This window comes from Shewanella oncorhynchi (assembly GCF_012584455.1).
In the GTDB taxonomy this organism is placed as follows: domain Bacteria; phylum Pseudomonadota; class Gammaproteobacteria; order Enterobacterales; family Shewanellaceae; genus Shewanella; species Shewanella oncorhynchi.
In genome coordinates this window covers 1-17,007 of record NZ_JABAEB010000012.1, presented here as the reverse complement: position 1 = coordinate 17,007, position 17,007 = coordinate 1, and the positions used below count along the sequence as shown (strand labels likewise).

Annotated in this window: 17 protein-coding genes; 9 read left to right on the top strand and 8 right to left on the bottom strand. The window is 45.9% G+C overall.

All coding sequences use genetic code 11. The annotated features are described in order from the left end of the window. Positions 1-177: 177 nt before the first annotated feature. From HGO26_RS17605 to HGO26_RS17585, 5 genes are all read left to right on the top strand, one after another. Entirely contained in the window at positions 178-1,101 is a 924-nt protein-coding gene (locus HGO26_RS17605; protein WP_168826837.1) for a pirin family protein, read from the top strand. 283 nt (positions 1,102-1,384) lie between these two features. After that, positions 1,385-2,431, top strand: coding sequence for a sensor histidine kinase (locus HGO26_RS17600; RefSeq protein ID WP_168826835.1), 1,047 nt, complete (start codon positions 1,385-1,387; stop codon positions 2,429-2,431). After that, entirely contained in the window at positions 2,432-3,115 is a 684-nt protein-coding gene (locus HGO26_RS17595) for a response regulator transcription factor (protein ID WP_131524531.1), read from the top strand. Positions 3,116-3,147: 32 nt separating this feature from the next. Then, a complete protein-coding gene (locus tag HGO26_RS17590) occupies positions 3,148-3,849 on the top strand; it encodes a potassium channel family protein (protein WP_168826833.1) in 702 nt (233 codons plus the stop codon). Position 3,850: 1 nt separating this feature from the next. Next, the gene (locus HGO26_RS17585; RefSeq protein ID WP_168826831.1) at positions 3,851-5,215 is read left to right on the top strand and encodes a TrkH family potassium uptake protein; all 1,365 of its coding nucleotides are present in this window, start codon (positions 3,851-3,853) and stop codon (positions 5,213-5,215) included. A 230-nt stretch (positions 5,216-5,445) separates the two neighbouring features. Here HGO26_RS17585 and HGO26_RS17580 read toward each other — a convergent pair whose 3' ends face one another. From HGO26_RS17580 to HGO26_RS17555, 6 genes are all read right to left on the bottom strand, one after another. Next, positions 5,446-6,195 (bottom strand): HIRAN domain-containing protein, encoded by a 750-nt coding sequence (locus HGO26_RS17580; protein ID WP_168826829.1) that lies wholly within the window; start codon positions 6,193-6,195, stop codon positions 5,446-5,448. A gap of 30 nt (positions 6,196-6,225) precedes the next feature. Continuing rightward, entirely contained in the window at positions 6,226-7,161 is a 936-nt protein-coding gene (locus HGO26_RS17575) for a HipA domain-containing protein (RefSeq protein WP_168826827.1), read from the bottom strand. Positions 7,162-7,362: 201 nt separating this feature from the next. Further along, positions 7,363-8,547, bottom strand: a complete 1,185-nt coding sequence (locus tag HGO26_RS17570) for an aminoacetone oxidase family FAD-binding enzyme (RefSeq protein ID WP_168826826.1) — start codon at positions 8,545-8,547, stop codon at positions 7,363-7,365. A gap of 194 nt (positions 8,548-8,741) precedes the next feature. Next, positions 8,742-9,758: an NAD(P)H-dependent glycerol-3-phosphate dehydrogenase gene (gpsA, locus tag HGO26_RS17565; protein ID WP_105250843.1), complete on the bottom strand. Its 1,017-nt coding sequence runs from the start codon at positions 9,756-9,758 to the stop codon at positions 8,742-8,744. A 4-nt stretch (positions 9,759-9,762) separates the two neighbouring features. Then, a complete protein-coding gene (gene secB, locus HGO26_RS17560; protein ID WP_006083777.1) occupies positions 9,763-10,248 on the bottom strand; it encodes a protein-export chaperone SecB in 486 nt (161 codons plus the stop codon). A gap of 295 nt (positions 10,249-10,543) precedes the next feature. Next, positions 10,544-10,978 (bottom strand): rhodanese-like domain-containing protein, encoded by a 435-nt coding sequence (locus HGO26_RS17555; protein WP_168826998.1) that lies wholly within the window; start codon positions 10,976-10,978, stop codon positions 10,544-10,546. A 267-nt stretch (positions 10,979-11,245) separates the two neighbouring features. Here HGO26_RS17555 and gpmM point away from each other — a divergent pair, with 267 nt between their 5' ends. The 4 genes from gpmM to HGO26_RS17535 are packed head-to-tail and all read left to right on the top strand — an operon-like array spanning position 11,246 to position 15,940. Then, positions 11,246-12,790 carry a 2,3-bisphosphoglycerate-independent phosphoglycerate mutase gene (gpmM, locus tag HGO26_RS17550; RefSeq protein ID WP_168826825.1) on the top strand — a complete coding sequence of 515 codons (1,545 nt, stop codon included), beginning with the start codon at positions 11,246-11,248 and terminating at the stop codon, positions 12,788-12,790. A gap of 10 nt (positions 12,791-12,800) precedes the next feature. After that, a complete protein-coding gene (locus tag HGO26_RS17545; RefSeq protein ID WP_113941204.1) occupies positions 12,801-13,934 on the top strand; it encodes a murein hydrolase activator EnvC family protein in 1,134 nt (377 codons plus the stop codon). A 32-nt stretch (positions 13,935-13,966) separates the two neighbouring features. Further along, entirely contained in the window at positions 13,967-15,175 is a 1,209-nt protein-coding gene (locus HGO26_RS17540; RefSeq protein WP_168826824.1) for a S41 family peptidase, read from the top strand. Positions 15,176-15,184: 9 nt separating this feature from the next. Then, positions 15,185-15,940, top strand: a complete 756-nt coding sequence (locus HGO26_RS17535; RefSeq protein WP_168826823.1) for a divergent polysaccharide deacetylase family protein — start codon at positions 15,185-15,187, stop codon at positions 15,938-15,940. Here the strand turns inward: HGO26_RS17535 and HGO26_RS17530 are convergent. Next, positions 15,915-16,370, bottom strand: coding sequence for an Rrf2 family transcriptional regulator (locus tag HGO26_RS17530; protein ID WP_168826822.1), 456 nt, complete (start codon positions 16,368-16,370; stop codon positions 15,915-15,917). The two genes, HGO26_RS17535 and HGO26_RS17530, sit on opposite strands and share 26 nt — an antisense overlap. Positions 16,371-16,392: 22 nt before the next feature. Continuing rightward, positions 16,393-16,647 (bottom strand): YkgJ family cysteine cluster protein, encoded by a 255-nt coding sequence (locus HGO26_RS17525; RefSeq protein ID WP_131525655.1) that lies wholly within the window; start codon positions 16,645-16,647, stop codon positions 16,393-16,395. Positions 16,648-17,007: the final 360 nt, after the last annotated feature.

Below are 17,007 nucleotides of genomic sequence, written 5' to 3'. Positions count from 1 at the left end.
CCCTCCATCAGGTCACTGCCACAATTTGCAAAATCGACTGGAATACCCGAAGCTAAAACCTTCGGCTCGAATGCAAGATGAGATCACCCCCATGCGAGATTCTAGGTTCACACTTAGCAGCACTGAACCGAGCCAAACTGAACTGAGCATGCCCTAGTAATGGAATAAGGAGCGAACATGAGTGAACTACAAGCACAGTTTTATGGTGGCCCTAAGGAATGTCCTATTGAAAATGGCCGCATTCAAGCTCAACGGATAGCCCCTAAAATCAGTGATGTCGGCGGCATACCTGTCGCACGGGCTATTCCACAAAAAGAGCGCCGCCTTATCGGCCCTTGGTGCTTTCTCGACCATATTGGCCCAATCACCGACGGCCCGCAGTTAAACGTCGGCCAACATCCACACATTGGGTTGCAAACCTTTACTTGGATGCTCGAAGGCGAAATCATGCACAGGGACAGCCTAGGCAGTGCTCAAGTGATCCGCCCAAAACAAGTTAACCTGATGACAGCCGGACACGGCATAGCCCACACCGAAGAGTCGATAGTGGGCCATCACACGATGCACGCAGCCCAACTATGGATTGCCTTACCACTGGAACACAAAGATACCACTCCGAGATTCGATCACTACCCAGAGCTACCGACTTGGCACGAGTCAGGCGTCGAATTCACCCTACTGATTGGCAGTTGGCATCATAAACAGGCGCCCACATTACACTTCTCACCTATCGTTGCCATAGATCTGTTTGCCGCCCATGACGCTGAACTCACTCTGAATCTCGACCCTAGTTTCGAATATGCCCTCATGCCACTGGAAGGCCGCTTCCAAATCGAGGATGACAGTTTTGATAATAACCACCTCGCCTACCTTGGCATGCTACGCGAAACCATCACCATAAAACTCGAGGCGGGTTGTCGCATACTGCTGATTGGCGGCGCGCCACTGGCTGATCCTGTCAGCATTTGGTGGAACTTTGTCGGCCATAGCAAAGATGAAATAGCCAAAGCACAGGCAGATTGGGAAGCCGAAGATCCCCGCTTCGCCGCCGTTACTGGCTATAGTGGCAAACGCTTAGTGCCCCCACCAATACCTTGGTGATGCTTAACTCAATGGCGGGCAGGTCAATAACTCAGGGTTAGTGGTTGGATAGGCACTTTAGCATCATACGTAATGGCCTGCGCAAGGGTTAAGGCTTACAACATGAGTGTATGCGGTAAGCCTTATCATTTACCCAAAGTGTGATGTGAACAAGCTCGATTTTCCTAAGCTAAGTGCAAGCTAAGCCACTCACAAGGTTACAAATTTTACGACATTTTTACGCGCTATCTTAAAATGCCTTTGCTAAAGTACAGGCACTTTCTTTATATGCGTCTTTCTATTCATGACTTCATCCATAGCGGCTCCCATGACACAATACTGGCGTTCGCACCCGACTTTATTTACCTTCATAGTGCTAGTGACGGCCATTTTCAGCAGCGCCTTTATCGATCACTTTTCAAACTCGACTATCGCCGTACTGCTGATTTTACAATTGGCCGTAGTGGCCGTAGCCCTACAATGCAACGCCAACTTGGCCTATTTTGCAGCAGTATTTGAGGCGACCAGCTTTAATTTTCTATTTACCACACCACGTTATTCACTACAGATGTTTAATCTTGAGGACATTCTCAATCTCAGTGTGTTTCTGCTTGTCGCCCTCACCACCAGCAAATTAGCCGAACACTATCGACGCCAGCAAGATGCTCTCGAACAAGCTCAGTTACGCAACAGTATTTTGCTGTCGGTTTCCCACGATTTACGCACCCCACTAGCCACTATCATTGGCACGCTCACCACCTTAAAGGAATACATGCCTAAGCTCAGCCCAGACCAAAAGGATGAGCTGATTGATAGCGCAGCAGCCGAAAGCCATCGCCTGCACCAATATATCGAAAACCTGCTGCAAGCCACTAAGTTACAACACGGCGCACTCAAGTTTAGCTTGAGTGAAGACGCCATAATGAATGTATTGCACCAAGCTATTGCCCGTTTTCCAGCCACGCAGCCGCGTATTATCATCAAGAGTGACGCCGATCTACCGTCACTGATGATATGCAGCTCATTGATTGAGCAAGCTATTTTTAATGTATTGGATAATGCGCTGCGCTATTCGCCTTCTGATAAGCAAGTCATAGTAAAGGCGTATCAGCAGGGCGATGCATTATTGTTAGATATCCAAGATGAGGGTCTTGGCATAGAACCCGCTCAAGCGCAGGCAATTTTTGAACTCTTTTATCGCCAGCATCCCTCAACCGATAGCGGCTCGGGCCTTGGGCTTGCTGTTGCTAAGGGCATAATTACCGCCCATGATGGCCAGATCAGCGCCGAACCTGTCGCTCATGGCAGCCTTATTCGTATCGCATTGCCGATAAAAAAGGGAGAGGAATAAATGGCTTATAAGGTGCTGGTTGTCGATGACGAAGCGCAAATCCACACTTTTATGCGGATATCGTTAGAAGCGGAAGGATTCGAATATCATGGCGCCGCCTCGATTGCGTCAGCCCTAGCGCAATATCATGCGCAGCAGCCACATGTGTTAGTGCTTGATCTTGGCCTACCCGATGGTGATGGCATCAGCTTGCTGCAAACCCTACGTCAGAGTGACAAAGTGCCGGTGCTTATCTTAACCGCCCGCGATCAAGAGGAAGAAAAAATTCGTCTTTTAGAAGCTGGCGCCAATGACTATCTCAGCAAGCCATTTGGGATCAGGGAGTTAATCGCGCGCATCAAGGTTTTAGTCCGCGATTTAGTCGATGAACCGCCATTAAGTGATTTACTGCAGTTTGGCGCACTTAAGTTGCAAAAAAGTACCCACCAGCTTTGGCTCGATCAGCAAGAAATCGCCTTAACCAAAAAGGAGTTTGCCCTGATGGAGACCTTAATGTCTCACCCTGGTCAGCTCGTTAAACAAACTGAATTACTGCGGGATATTTGGGGTAAAACCCATCAAGAAGACAGTCATTATCTACGGATCTTAGTCAGTCAGTTACGTAAAAAACTCAATGACAGCAGCGAGCAACAGCTCATTAAGACAGAAGCGGGCCTAGGTTATCGCTTAACAAACAATAGATAAGCATTTGTTATAAAATAGAAAAGGATATTTTAATGGCACATTTTACCGTTATTGGCTTAGGGAGATTTGGTGTCGCCGCTAGCCTAGAATTGATCCACTTAGGCCACACGGTCACTGGCGTGGATAGTGACCCTAAAATGGTGGAAAAATACGTAGAAGACTTAACCGAAGCGGTTATTTGTGATTGTTCCGACGAAGCCGCACTTCGTGAGCTAGACCTCGCAAACAGTGAAGCCGTACTGGTCGCAATTGGCGAAGATATGCAATCAAGTTTGCTGTGCACCTTGGCACTGAAAAATCTAGGTGTAGAAGTCATTTGGGTCAAGGCCAGCACTAAAGCCCATCACACTATCGTCTCTAAACTCGGCGTCGCCCGCATCATACATCCAGAGGAAGAAATGGGCATACGTGTCGCCCAGTCGCTCAACTATCCTATGGTGAACAATTTCCTGCCGATTGGTGATGGTCTCTATGTGGTCGAGATCCATATCAAGCCTCACCTTGATCAAACCACTGTCAGCCAACTCCTCGGCGCTGCACAGGATGATGTTAAAGATGATGCAAAAAGCAATGTGATACGTAATCCTAAAGGCAAAGTCGCCGCCATTATGGTTAAGCGGGATCTGACGGTTTTCAGCAAAATTGATAGTCAATTTATCCTGCAAGCGAATGACGCCTTACTGCTCTGCGGTAGCCGTACTGAGCTCAAATACCTAGCGCCAAGGTTGGTGTAATTTGGTTCAATGGCATCCCTCCATCATGGCGATTGAGCATAAACCCAAATCGAGTAAAAAGTTGTTAGGCGCACCGCCCTTTATCCTAAGCGTGAGCTTTGCATTGTTGATCATCTTAGGCACTTGCTTACTCAAACTGCCGGTAGCAACCGAATCGTCTATTACGTGGCTACAAAGTCTGTTCACGGCCACCTCGGCGGTAACAGTGACAGGACTTGTCGTTGTCGATACTGGCACTGTTTTTACGCCCTTTGGGCAAATCGTCATAGCGCTGTTAATTCAATGCGGTGGACTTGGGCTGATGACCTTTGCCATTGTCACCTTGATCGCCATTGGCGGCAGAATTGGTTTTTTGCACCAAACAGTCGCAAAAGAGGCTTTTAATCAAACAGATACATCGACTCTAGTCTCAACGGCAAAATCAGTGTTAGTGTTTTCCTTACTGGTTGAAGCCGTAGGCATGGCCATTCTTTCCGTGTACTGGAGTCAGGAACTCGGTTGGCAAACCAGCTTATTCCACGGTTTTTTCTACACCATCAGCGCCTTTAACAACGCAGGTTTTGCCCTCAGTGTCGACAGCCTAATGCCCTATGTTGCCGATCCTGTCATTAACCTCACCATCACGGGCCTGCTCATCATAGGTGGCCTCGGATTTTCGGTGTGGATAGATCTTCGTAGGAACAAGCGTTGGTCAAAACTTAGCGTTTACAGCCGCATGATGATCACAGGCACTATAATTATCAACGCCGTCGCCGTAATTGCGATTTACTTTATTGAGTACAACAACCCCAATACCTTGGCGCCCTTAAGCGAACTCGGGAAATGGTTAGCCTCATGGTTTCAAGCCGTTACACCGCGCACCGCAGGCTTTAATACACTAGCAATTGACCAACTCGAAGATGGTACAACGCTACTCATGCTGGTATTGATGTTTATTGGCGGCGGCTCATTAAGCACCGCCAGTGGTATTAAAGTCGTCACCTTTATGGTGCTCATCTTGGCAACTTATGGCTATTTACGCCGCGATGAAGCTATTTATGTGTTTAAGCGCGAAATCCCCAAAGATACCGTCAGCAAAGCCTTGGCGCTAACCATGATCTCCATTGGTGTCACTTGGCTAGCAATCTTCGCACTGGTATTAAGTGAAAACGCACCGTTAGTTGATATCGTCTTTGAGGCAGTATCAGCACTGGGCACAGTCGGTTTGTCCCGAGGTTTGACAGGCAACTTAACTACTCTAGGCCAAGCCATCATCATTTTTATAATGTTCATGGGTCGCCTAGGCCCACTCGTACTCGCCTACTTCCTCGCCAGCCCAAGGACCAAGAAACTGCGCTACGCAGAAACCAAACTGGCGATTGGTTAAGTTAGTATTCTTGACATCAAGGACCTAGAAAGCCAAAAATGGGTGAAGAGTCAAAGAGATCCTAAGTCATAGGACATATCGCGTTGTTAGAATAAAACCGCTGTTTTTTGAAAAAAAGGAAATAAAAAGCCACTTGACTAGTGGCTTATTTCGACATTTAAATATGTTAATCAACCTTAGTACAAGATCTACAGGAAGACTTAAAAACCATCATAATCAGACAGTTGCAGCTAGTCACACGCTTTGACGTTACTTAGGCTTGTATATGTTAAATACTCTTCAGAAACTAATGGGCTAAATCCCTTAGGCCATCTAGTAACGAACTCACATAACACTCTAAATTGACTTGGCGCATCCTGATTTACTTTCACAACTCGCAAAGAGTGGGAGCTCAGCTTCGGATCTTCGAGAAGAGCTCGGATATCGCAATTGAAATATTTAGGGCAGTAGCCAACGGGAACATTATCTTTAGTAGCGACTAAAATAGCTTTGCAATCATGTAAGTTTGTATCCTCATAAACTAACGTTAGCTCTTCTCCTTCTTCTAACTTTTTAACACGATCCGCACCTTCTGCAGTCAAGTATCTTACGCCACTAATGAAAAAACGAATTTTGTATAGACCACTTAGAGTAACCTCTGGTTCGGGAATAATACGAAACTCATCCGTTTTTCTTGCGCCACCAGAAACACCAAGTAAATCAAGTTCATCATAGCCTTGAGCATGAATATCTGACCATTCCAACATCATTTTAAATTCTGGTCTATTTGTAGGAATGAGACGGTTGGTGAAGAAAGAAAACATTGACGCTGAATGATAGACTTTTGCTAAATCATCCATTCGAGGGAATGCTATAAAATTTTTATTGTTTGCGCCTTTGGTGTAATAGAAACGATACCCATCTTCTGAACGAGTAAGCTTAGCTACAGGATGCCACATTCCATCCTCGCTATCTTTCCAAATGACAAACACACTTTTCATGAAATAGTTCCCTTATCCTCTTAATTTTTTCTATATAAACAATTCTTTATTCTGCAATATACGGTTTTTATTAGCAATTAATATACCCATACAAAACTCTTTTTCAATGCTTCCCATCATTGCCTCTGGAACGCCATTTACAATTAAAAACATTGAATCCTGATCGAATGTTTCAAGCCTTGTTAACCACTCCATAGTTGCCTTTTTCCTGTATTGCCCAAAGCTCAAAAAGGCTGCAAGAGTTTTTAGCCGCTCATTTCCACTATAAAAGTGAGACTTACTTCTGCTGACATAAGCTGAAATCTGTCGGCCCTCATCCTTACTAGCCAAAATTTCGCGCATTTTTCCAATAGATTCATTTCTTCCAAGACTAGCGGCATGGTCAAAGGACGGTGCAAGGAAACTCTTGCTACCATCTGTAATCATCGCCCAGTTCTCGTTATGGCGATCTTGATTAGAAATCAAAGTGTCTAATAGCAAGTAACCAATAAATACGTCAAAAGCCGACTTTATATTATCGGTAGGGACCCACTCTTTGGGAGGGTTTACAACTAGTCGAGCCAAAATTACCGCTACACGATCAATTTTTTGTGAACGCTGTCCAATCTCTAAAGGGATATTAATTCTATTCGCTACATGCTCAATCAGCTGATTACCAAAAAACATATTATCTCCGGTATCGGTGAATTTCTTACTTCGAATTCCTCTTTTACCTTGATAGTTTGCTAGATCATAATGAGCATGTGGAATACCTAAAGCTTTAGCAATACCACAAGCAATTTTTTCAGCCCAGTCTTCACCTTTTCTTTCAATGGGGTTTCCTTGACGATCTTCGGTATGAATGGACTTAAAGAGAAACTCTTCTCCCGTTTGTGAGTCGGTATACCAAAATTTTGATTTGGTCCCCATCTGCTCAAAACCATCAATATCTTGATCAGAAATATCAATAATTGAGTAATTTGCCAACTTTATACGTCCCTGAATAAGTTCTAGCCATGATGAAATATAGCATTACTCAGAATTTCGAATACCATTTAAGTTTCCAAGCAAATATTTACACTTCAAGAGCCAAAAAAGACAAATACCACTTTAGAATAGTTACTTTAACATAATCTAGTTGCTCAAAGTTGATCCAACTACAAACGTAAAGATAATAAACCAGATTCTCTAAACCACTCTTCCTGCGGCGACACCGGATGCCCAGGCCCATTGAAAATTAAACCCGCCTAACCAACCACTTACGTCCATGACTTCACCAATAAAGTAGAGTCCTGCGACTTTGCTGGCTTCCATGGTTTTAGATGACAATTCATTACTATCAATACCACCTAAGGTCACTTCGGCGGTGCGGTAGCCTTCGGTACCATTCATCAATATTGTCCAGCGGTGGAGATCATCCACCAGTTTTGCGCGCTCGGCGTGCACTAGCTGATTTAAGGCTTTGTTCAACAGGGCTTCATCGAATAACACTTCCACCAGCCGTTTAGGTAACCACTGGCTGAGGGTGTTACGCAGGCTTTGCTTAGGGTGCGCGGAGAATTGTTGCTCTAGCAATTGCGCCAAATCCATATTCGGCAAGAGATCGATTTCTATGGTTTCGCCCGCCTTCCAATAGTTAGAAATCTGCAAAATTGCAGGGCCAGATAAGCCGCGGTGGGTAAATAACAGTGCTTCGCTGAACGCAGTGCCATCTTTGGCGGTAATGCGGCTCGGTACGGCAATTCCCGACAAGGGTTCGAAACGAATTTTATCTTCACTGTGCCAAGTAAAAGGCACCAGACCCGCGTGAGTTGGCAATACTTTTAGGCCAAACTGCTCGGCCAGTTGATAACCGTAAGGCGTGGCACCGAGTTTAGGCATGGATAAGCCACCCGTGGCGATAACCAGTGAGTCACAGCTTAGTTCGCCATTAGAGGTGTTGAGCTCAAAGCGCCCTGCCTCCGTCTTTTTAACGGCCAGAATATCGGTACGCAGCTTAATCGTCACGCCCGCCCATTCACACTCGGTCAATAGCATAGTGACTATCTCTTTAGCCGAGTCATTGCAAAACAATTGGCCGTGATCGCGTTCGTGGTATTCAATGCCGTGGCGCTCGACCAGTTCAATAAACTGCTGCGACGGATAACGTGCGAGTGCCGACTTAACAAAGTGGGGATTACCACAAAGGAAATTAGCGGGCTCAACTTTCAAGTTGGTGAAGTTACAACGCCCGCCGCCGCTGATGAGGATTTTACGCCCGGCTTGCTTGGCATTGTCGAGTACGAGTACATCACGGCCTCGGTAACCCGCGGTCGCTGCACACATTAATCCCGCGGCGCCGGCTCCGATAATAATGACATCATGATGTTTCACGCTCTTACTCCACACAGATAAATTGATTGGTATTGACTGCCAACGGGCAATTTGCTGACTCGCGAACCTTTAGCAAGCAAATCATGCAACAGCTAAACGGAGCAAAGATAAGCTCAAACGCTAGGCACAAAAAAGGGCGCTATTTTAGCACCCTTTCCTTTATTCGGCATTACAGCATCATCACGGCTCGCGGTTTATTGCGTAGGCGTTTCTGATTTCTTTTCTCTGCTGAGCAGCTCTTTAGCAGCATCGACCGGCGCTTTGCCTTGATACAAGACTTGGTAAATCTGCTCAGTGATCGGCATTTCAACCCCGAGGCGTTTCGCAAGCGTAAACACTTCTTTGGTATTGCGATAACCTTCAACCACTTGGCCGATTTCAGCCTGTGCAGTCATCACATCACAGCCTTTACCTAAGGCTAAACCGAAACGACGGTTACGGGATTGGTTGTCGGTACAGGTCAACACTAAGTCGCCTAACCCCGCCATGCCCATAAAAGTGGCCGCATTGGCACCTAAGGCTTCGCCTAAACGCGTCAATTCGACTAAACCACGGGTAATCAAGGCTGTTCTGGCATTGGCACCAAAGCCGATACCGTCGGACATACCCGCACCAATCGCGATCACGTTCTTTACCGCGCCGCCAAGTTGCAGTCCGGTAAAGTCGTCATTGGCGTAAACCCGCAAACGTTTAGGGCTATGTAACAGCTCGACGAGATCGTTAGTGAACGTAGGACAAGTGCCCGCAACCGAAATGGCCGTAGGTAAACCCATGGCTAATTCTTTCGCGAAGGTCGGCCCAGATAACACCGCCAGCGGATATTGCTCACCTAACACATCACGGGCCACATCTTGCAGCAAACGTCCGGTTTCAGGCTCGAGCCCTTTCGTTGCCCATACGATGCGCGCATCGCTACGGAGTAACGGTTTAGCTTGCTCAAGCACAGTACCAAACACATGGCTTGGCACGACCACTAACACATTGTTGCTGGCGGCTAAAGCTTTGGCTAAATCGGCTTCGATCTGTAAACAATCAGGAAACGCAATACCAGGCAAAAAAGCTTGGTTGCACTTGTCTTGAGCGAGCGTTTGCATGTGGACAGGATCGTGTCCCCATAACAAGGTCTTATGACCGTTGCTGGCTAAAGAAATGGCAAGGGCGGAGCCATAAGAGCCCGCCCCTAATACCGTGATATCGGCAGAGTTTTTCATGTAATTAAGCGTTAGCTTCTTCGGCAGCTGGTGCAGTCGCAGCAGCTTGACGTTGTTGCACGTATTGGGCAAACAGCGCGTCGAAGTTAACAGGTGCTAAGTTCAGTTGTGGGAAAGTACCACGACCGACTAAGCTGCCCACGGTTTCGCGAGCATATGGGAATAGGATGTTAGGGCAGTATGCACCTAATGAATGGGCCAATTGTGGCTCAGTCAAACCAGTGATAGAGAAGATACCGGCTTGTTGTACTTCACATAGGAAAGCGGTATCGCCACCGTTTTGTGCAGTCACAGTTAAAGACAGGACAACTTCATACACATCATCAGCTAATTTAGCGCTGCGCGTGTCTAAATCTAACTTAACTTCTGGGTTCCATTCTTTTTGGAATACCGCTGGGCTGTTAGGCGTTTCGAAAGACACATCTTTAGTGTAAACACGTTGGATGTTGAATTGTGGGGCTTGTTGTTCGTTGTTTGCTACTTCAGCCATAATTTCCTACCTATCCTATCAATGTTGTATCGGCTTTTCGTTGAAAGCCAATTATTATTTGAAAGCCAATTACCATTTGAACGTAAATTGGCTCGGGGCTTATGTTACTCAAGGCCTATATCAGATCTCGGTATCATCCCAACTTGTACCCATATTCGGGTATCGATCGAACCAGTCTAAAAACTTACATTAAGCCCTTAGCGACCGTAGGATCAGTATGCCAAACAATGATGACTTTATTACTGCACTATCCTGTGGATTGAGTGCAGCTGAAATCATAACTGCCGCCGACAACTTATCTTTTGCTTTTTGAAACAGGCATATTTGCTGCCTGCCATTCACCCATACCACCTTTCAAGTTGTACAGATTTTCAAAACCTTGCTTACTCAAAAGCTGAGCGGCTTGAGACGAGGTCATGCCAGCATTGCATACCAATATAATGGGACTCGCTTTATACTTTTCAAGGGCAGATATCTGATTATTTTTAATATCTGCTAGCGTAACGTTAATTGCATCAACAATATGGCCCTTGCGGAACTCATCACTTGAGCGCACATCAACGACTTTAGCGTCCTGTCTATTCACCATAATCGTTAATTCTTGATGAGAAATACTTTTGATTTTTGACATGCTCGATTTGATGATACTCGCGACAAGCACAACAAATAATCCCACCCAAGCCAGACTGAGCATTGAGTGAGCTTTAAAAAATTCGATATATTCTTGCATGATGATTGCCCGCATAAATGGCGAAAATTCGATAAGGGCACAGAGTATACCGATTGCCTTGGCAGAATGCAGCAGTTTAGTCACAGTTCGAGATCGCACTTTTAGTGCAATTGACTCTGTACTTGTCACAAGCCACTCACAGAATCGGGCGAATTAGTGATTCGATGACCTTAATCGGGGTAAAGCGCTTTTTCATACCCCGCTAACGTAGTAATATTTGACCAATTTCAGATTTCTATCGCTTCTATAAAACTTAAAGGTATCACTATGACGACAGCTAAACGTCCGCTCGCGTTGTTGATCCTCGATGGCTGGGGCTACCGTGAAAACACGCATAATAATGCGATTTTCCACGCCAAGACTCCGGTACTCGACCGTCTCAACGCTAAATATCCCCATAGTTTGATTTCAGGTTCTGGCTTAGATGTTGGCTTACCTGATGGCCAGATGGGAAATTCTGAAGTTGGCCATATTAACTTAGGCTCTGGCCGTGTGGTTTATCAAGAACTCACTCGTATCAGTAAAGCCATTGCAGATCATGAGTTTGAAAAAAATCCTGCGCTATGTGATGCGGTAGACTCAGCCATCAAAGCTGGCGGAGCAGTGCACATTATGGGCTTGCTTTCCCCCGGTGGCGTCCACAGCCATGAAGAGCATATCGAAGCTATGTGCCGTATGGCCGTTGCGCGCGGTGCAACTCAGGTTTATCTGCACGCTTTCCTCGACGGCCGCGATACGCCACCGCGTAGCGCTAAGAGTAGCCTGAGTCATTTTGATGATCTGTTTACTACATTAGGCCATGGCCGTATCGCATCGATTATTGGTCGTTACTTTGCTATGGACAGGGATAATCGTTGGGATCGCGTGTCACAAGCCTACGATTTAATCACCCAAGGCAAATCAAAATTCCAATACGACAATGCCGTTACAGCATTGGAAGCGGCTTACGAACGTAACGAAAACGACGAATTCGTTTCTTCATCGGCGATCACAGATGCCAACGGTCAAGTTGCAACCTTAAAAGACGGCGATGCCCTGATTTTTATGAACTTCCGTGCTGACCGCGCCCGTCAAATCACCCGTAGCTTTATTCACCCAGACTTCGATGGTTTCGAACGCGCTGTTATGCCGAAAATGCACTTCGTCACTTTGACTGAGTATGCTGGCGACATCACAGCACCTATCGCTTATCCATCTGAAAACTTAGTGAATACCTTAGGTGAAGTGCTGCAGAAACAAGGTCGTACTCAGCTACGTATCTCTGAAACTGAGAAATACGCCCATGTAACTTTCTTCTTTAACGGCGGTAAAGAAGAGCCATTCGAGGGAGAAGATCGCATCCTAATCAACTCGCCTAAAGTGGCAACTTACGATCTACAGCCTGAGATGAGTTCAGCAGAGCTGACTGACAAGTTAGTCGCAGCAATTGAATCAACTAAGTACGACGTGATCATCTGTAACTACCCCAATGGTGACATGGTTGGCCACACAGGTAATTTCGATGCCGCCGTTAAAGCTTGTGAAGCTGTCGACGCTTGTATCGGCCGTGTGGTTGATGCGCTGGCGAAAGTGGGCGGAGAATGTATTATTACCGCCGACCACGGCAATGCCGAGCAAATGACCGACGAAACCACAGGTCAGGCTCACACGGCCCACACCAGTGAACTCGTGCCTTTCGTCTTTGTTGGACGCGATGCGACCATAGATGAAGGTGGTAAACTCAGCGATGTTGCACCAACCATCTTGACCTTGATCGGCGAAGCCATTCCAGCTGAGATGACGGGCAAACCCTTAATCCACATAAAAGAGTAACCGTTACCTAGTGAGCACTCGACTCCTTGTTAAAGCCAGCATTATTGCTGGCTTTATGATGTTATCTTTCTCGGCACACGCTTCTGATTTGGAGAAGCGTAAGTCCGAGTTAAAATCAATCCAAACGCAAATAAATCAACAACAAAGCGCATTAAAAACCACCAGTAAACAAAGAGAAAAACTGCTGTCATTGCTGCGTAGCGATGAAGAAGCGATTGCGTCAGCGGCCAAAAAAGTCAACAGCACCAAAAATAGCTTAGCGCAAATCGACACTAAACTTGCCGAGCTAAAACAACGTCAAGATGAGTTAGAAACGCTTAAGGTGACTCAACAACAAACACTGTCGAAACAGCTGTCGAGCGCCTATCTTGCCGGTAATCACGATTACACTAAGATGATGCTTAATCAGCAAAGTCCCGCCACTATCGAGCGTATGTTGGCTTATTACCAATACCTCAATAAAGCGCGGATGAAGTCGATCAACGAATTAAAGCAAACCTTGACCGAGCTAGATGAGATCAAGGTGTCGCAAACGAGTAAGCAAAAGCAATTAACGAAACTCGTGGCCGAACAACAAGTACAAGCTAAACGTTTGAGCCAAGAGCAAGATCAGCGTCAACTGACCATCAAAGAGCTGCAACGCACCTTAAATTCTAAGGGTGCAGAGCTTGAGCAGTTGCAAATTGAAGAGGCCAGCTTAAAGCGCGTCGTTGAACAAGCGCTGCGGGCCATGAAAGATAACCCCTCCATGGAAGGCTTTGGTAAACAAAGTGGAAAACTTAAATGGCCAACAAAAGGTCGTGTGAGTGCTAGCTTTGGTAGCCAACGTTCCGGTCAAGTAGTGTGGAAAGGCACTATGTTGTCTGCACCAGAAGGGCAAAATATTCGAGCCGTTTCAGGTGGTAAAGTCATTTATGCCGACTGGTTACGCGGTTTTGGTCTTGTCATGGTCATCGATCACGGTAAAGGTTATATGAGTCTTTACGGTCACGCTCAAACCCTACTAAAAAGCCCTGGTGAGATGGTAAAAAGCGGTGAAGCGATTGCTTTAGTCGGACGTTCAGGTGGACAGAGCGAGCCTGGCCTATACTTTGAAATAAGGCATAAAGGGCAAGCCGTCGATCCAGCGAAATACTGTCGCTAATCATAACGGTCCCCTTATCACAGGGGACCGTTATGAAATACATGATCCGCTATATCAGTTGCGTTGGATTAGGTCTCACTTTAGGCCTATCCATCAGCCTCTCCAGCCAAGAAAACGCGAAATCCTACCGCGACAACTTTGACTATCCATTACTACAAGATGTACTTGAAACGGTTGAAACTTACTATATCAAAACCGTTCCAAAAGAAGAGCTAGTGCAGGCCGCCATCAAAGGCATTTTTGAACATCTCGACCCCTATTCCAGCTTCCTGAATCATCAAGAATTACTCGATCTTAAAGATTCTAATCGCGGCGAGTATTTTGGTTTCGGTTTCGAAGTCGCGGCCAAAAAAGACCACATTAGCATCATAGCCCCCTTTGCCCATTCTCCCGCAGAGCAAGCGGGAATACGTGCGGGCGATATTATTATTAAACTTAACGACACCCTGGCGACTGAAACGAATCTAGCCGATATCCTTACTGAAATAAAAAGACATAGTCTCAATAATCAGAGTATTAACTTAGAGCTAAAACACAGTAATGACGACGCCACCTTTAAAGTGTCACTCAAGCCAAGCAATATCACTATAGAGTCGGTCAGCACTCAACTGCTTGATGGCAATATTGGCTATGTCAGATTAAGCAACTTCCAAGAAAACTCTACCGAAGATATGGTTCGCGCGCTCAGCCAATGGCAAAACAAACCGCTCACAGGACTTATCTTAGATCTACGTAATAATCCCGGCGGCCTACTCGACCAAGCGGTTAAAATTGCGGATCTATTTCTCGCCAAAGGACGCATAGTCTCGACCTCTGGCCGCTTCTTCGACGCCAACTCTGACTACTATGCCTCACCGCAAACCATGCTGACTAACGTGCCTATGCTCGTGTTAATCAACAAAGGCTCGGCCTCTGCATCCGAAGTTCTCGCCGCCGCATTACAAGAAAATGGTCGTGCCAAACTCTTAGGTGAGACCAGTTTTGGCAAAGGTACAGTACAAAGCCTGATCCCCATCTTAGAAGATGGTAACGCGATTAAACTCACAATTGCCCAGTACAATACTCCTAGAGGTGAAAATATTCATAACATAGGGATCATCCCCGACATAAAAATTGCCGCCGAAACTGGTTCCGGCGTTGGTAATTTAGCTATAATCGACGCCCTATCAGCCCATGCATCACTGGCCCAAGATCATCAAGTGACCTCTGCCATTGCATGGATACAGCACCATGACGAATAAGAAGAAATTGTGCGCTTACTTTATTCCTTGGCCCTATTGGCCCTAAGCATTTCTCAAAGCTATGCAGCCCAGCTTGCACTCATTATTGATGACATAGGTTATCGTCATACAGATAAAGCCGTACTGGCACTGCCCAATACAGTAACACTCGCTGTATTACCTCATACCCCACTTGGCAAAGAACTCGCTAACGCAGGACACCAAAAAGGCCACGAAATTATGCTACATCTTCCCATGCAGGCGCTTAATGGTAAGACATTAGGGCTGGGGGGGTTAACCAATACGATGACTGAGGCACAAATTCGCACCAGTGTTATTGATGCGATTAACAGCGTTCCCTTTGCCAAAGGTGCCAATAACCACATGGGGAGTCTATTAACTCAACTAGACGATCCCATGCTCTGGGTCATGGAAACACTCAAACAAAAGCAGCTGTATTTTGTCGATAGTATGACAACACGATTCACTAAGGCAGGGGATAACGCAGATAAGCTAGGCATTCCTTTACTAAAACGCCAACTGTTTCTAGACAATGATACCAGTGCCGATGCACTCGAGAGACAATTTAACTTAATGATAAGTCAGGCACATACCCAAGGTAGCTTGGTGGTGATTGCCCATCCCTATCCAGAAACTATGCGCTTCTTAGGGGATAACCTACACAGACTTAAAACCGAGGGGATTGATCTGGTGCCAGCATCGAGTTTGCTCCCCATCGGTATTGCACTTAAAAGTGGTACTAATCCAGTTGCAGTACTGAAATAGAAAAGTCTGGCAGCAAGGCAACTAACTCATCACGGTTACTCACAATATCCAGCAAAGTATATTGATCAAGCACATTCAAATAAGCTTCAACTGCCTGAGCTAACACGTCTTTAAGCTTACAGGCTGGTGTAAATCGGCAGTAAGGTTTGCTGCAATCAATCGGTGCGAGTGAATTTTCTAACACTCGAACTAACTGGCCTAGGTTAATCTCACTCGCAGGCTTACCCAAACGGAAACCGCCCATCTTACCGCGGATGGTTTCAAGGTAACCCATCTTGCCTAAATGATGCACTATCTTAGAAACATGATTTGGTGACAGATCAAACACCTGCGTAATTTCAGCAATCCTAAATAAAGTTGTTCTATCTGGCTGAACCGCTAAATACATCAGGGTACGAACGCCAAAATCGGTATAACGAGTTAACTGCATATTTCACCTGTCAGCGATAAACTTAATGAGAGGTCTGAGATTCGAGTTGGGTAATCAACCAAATCGCCTCTTCGTTCGAATGACCACAAACATCTTCAGATGCATCGAAATCACTACAAACCGCAGGACGATCGGGCGAGCCGAAAATCAAACATAAATTGGCATCGCTCAATTGCACACAACGCTCACCCGCCGCCTTACCCTTTGGCATACCCGGAATACTGCTGCTTATTGAAGGTGCAATACAACAAGCACCACACCCAAGACGACAATTCATTTTCGTTACTCATGAAAGACATAAGGCATTATACCGTTTAATTTGTCCGAGATCAGTGTCACAGGTCAATACTGCCAAGTCGCGCACTGGAGGTTTTCAGAACGTGAAAGAAACACTATCGATAAAGTGGAATCAAGATCGACAAAAAAGTAGGTTTTGATTTTTAACATTGAAGCGAAAGCGTCATATTCTGATAAGGATTTCATCTACATGATGGCCGAGTATAAGGATAACCACATACTTCGAGCCCGAAGCATGTGGTCACTGGGACGAAATATCCGCAACGCCATAACGAAAAAAGCCTCATCTTTCGATGAGGCTTATCTCTTAATGTTGGCGGAGCGGACGGGACTCGAACCC

What these genes read in the sequence shown, in the direction of transcription:
- HGO26_RS17525 (WP_131525655.1), bottom strand. Translation starts at nt 16,647, where the DNA reads ATGAATTGTCGTCTTGGGTGTGGTGCTTGTTGTATTGCACCTTCAATA.
- HGO26_RS17540 (WP_168826824.1), top strand. Translation starts at nt 13,967, where the DNA reads ATGAAATACATGATCCGCTATATCAGTTGCGTTGGATTAGGTCTCACT.
- HGO26_RS17530 (WP_168826822.1), bottom strand. Translation starts at nt 16,370, where the DNA reads ATGCAGTTAACTCGTTATACCGATTTTGGCGTTCGTACCCTGATGTAT.
- secB (WP_006083777.1), bottom strand. Translation starts at nt 10,248, where the DNA reads ATGGCTGAAGTAGCAAACAACGAACAACAAGCCCCACAATTCAACATC.
- HGO26_RS17595 (WP_131524531.1), top strand. Translation starts at nt 2,432, where the DNA reads ATGGCTTATAAGGTGCTGGTTGTCGATGACGAAGCGCAAATCCACACT.
- HGO26_RS17555 (WP_168826998.1), bottom strand. Translation starts at nt 10,978, where the DNA reads ATGCAAGAATATATCGAATTTTTTAAAGCTCACTCAATGCTCAGTCTG.
- HGO26_RS17605 (WP_168826837.1), top strand. Translation starts at nt 178, where the DNA reads ATGAGTGAACTACAAGCACAGTTTTATGGTGGCCCTAAGGAATGTCCT.
- gpsA (WP_105250843.1), bottom strand. Translation starts at nt 9,758, where the DNA reads ATGAAAAACTCTGCCGATATCACGGTATTAGGGGCGGGCTCTTATGGC.
- HGO26_RS17600 (WP_168826835.1), top strand. Translation starts at nt 1,385, where the DNA reads ATGACTTCATCCATAGCGGCTCCCATGACACAATACTGGCGTTCGCAC.
- HGO26_RS17590 (WP_168826833.1), top strand. Translation starts at nt 3,148, where the DNA reads ATGGCACATTTTACCGTTATTGGCTTAGGGAGATTTGGTGTCGCCGCT.
- HGO26_RS17580 (WP_168826829.1), bottom strand. Translation starts at nt 6,195, where the DNA reads ATGAAAAGTGTGTTTGTCATTTGGAAAGATAGCGAGGATGGAATGTGG.
- gpmM (WP_168826825.1), top strand. Translation starts at nt 11,246, where the DNA reads ATGACGACAGCTAAACGTCCGCTCGCGTTGTTGATCCTCGATGGCTGG.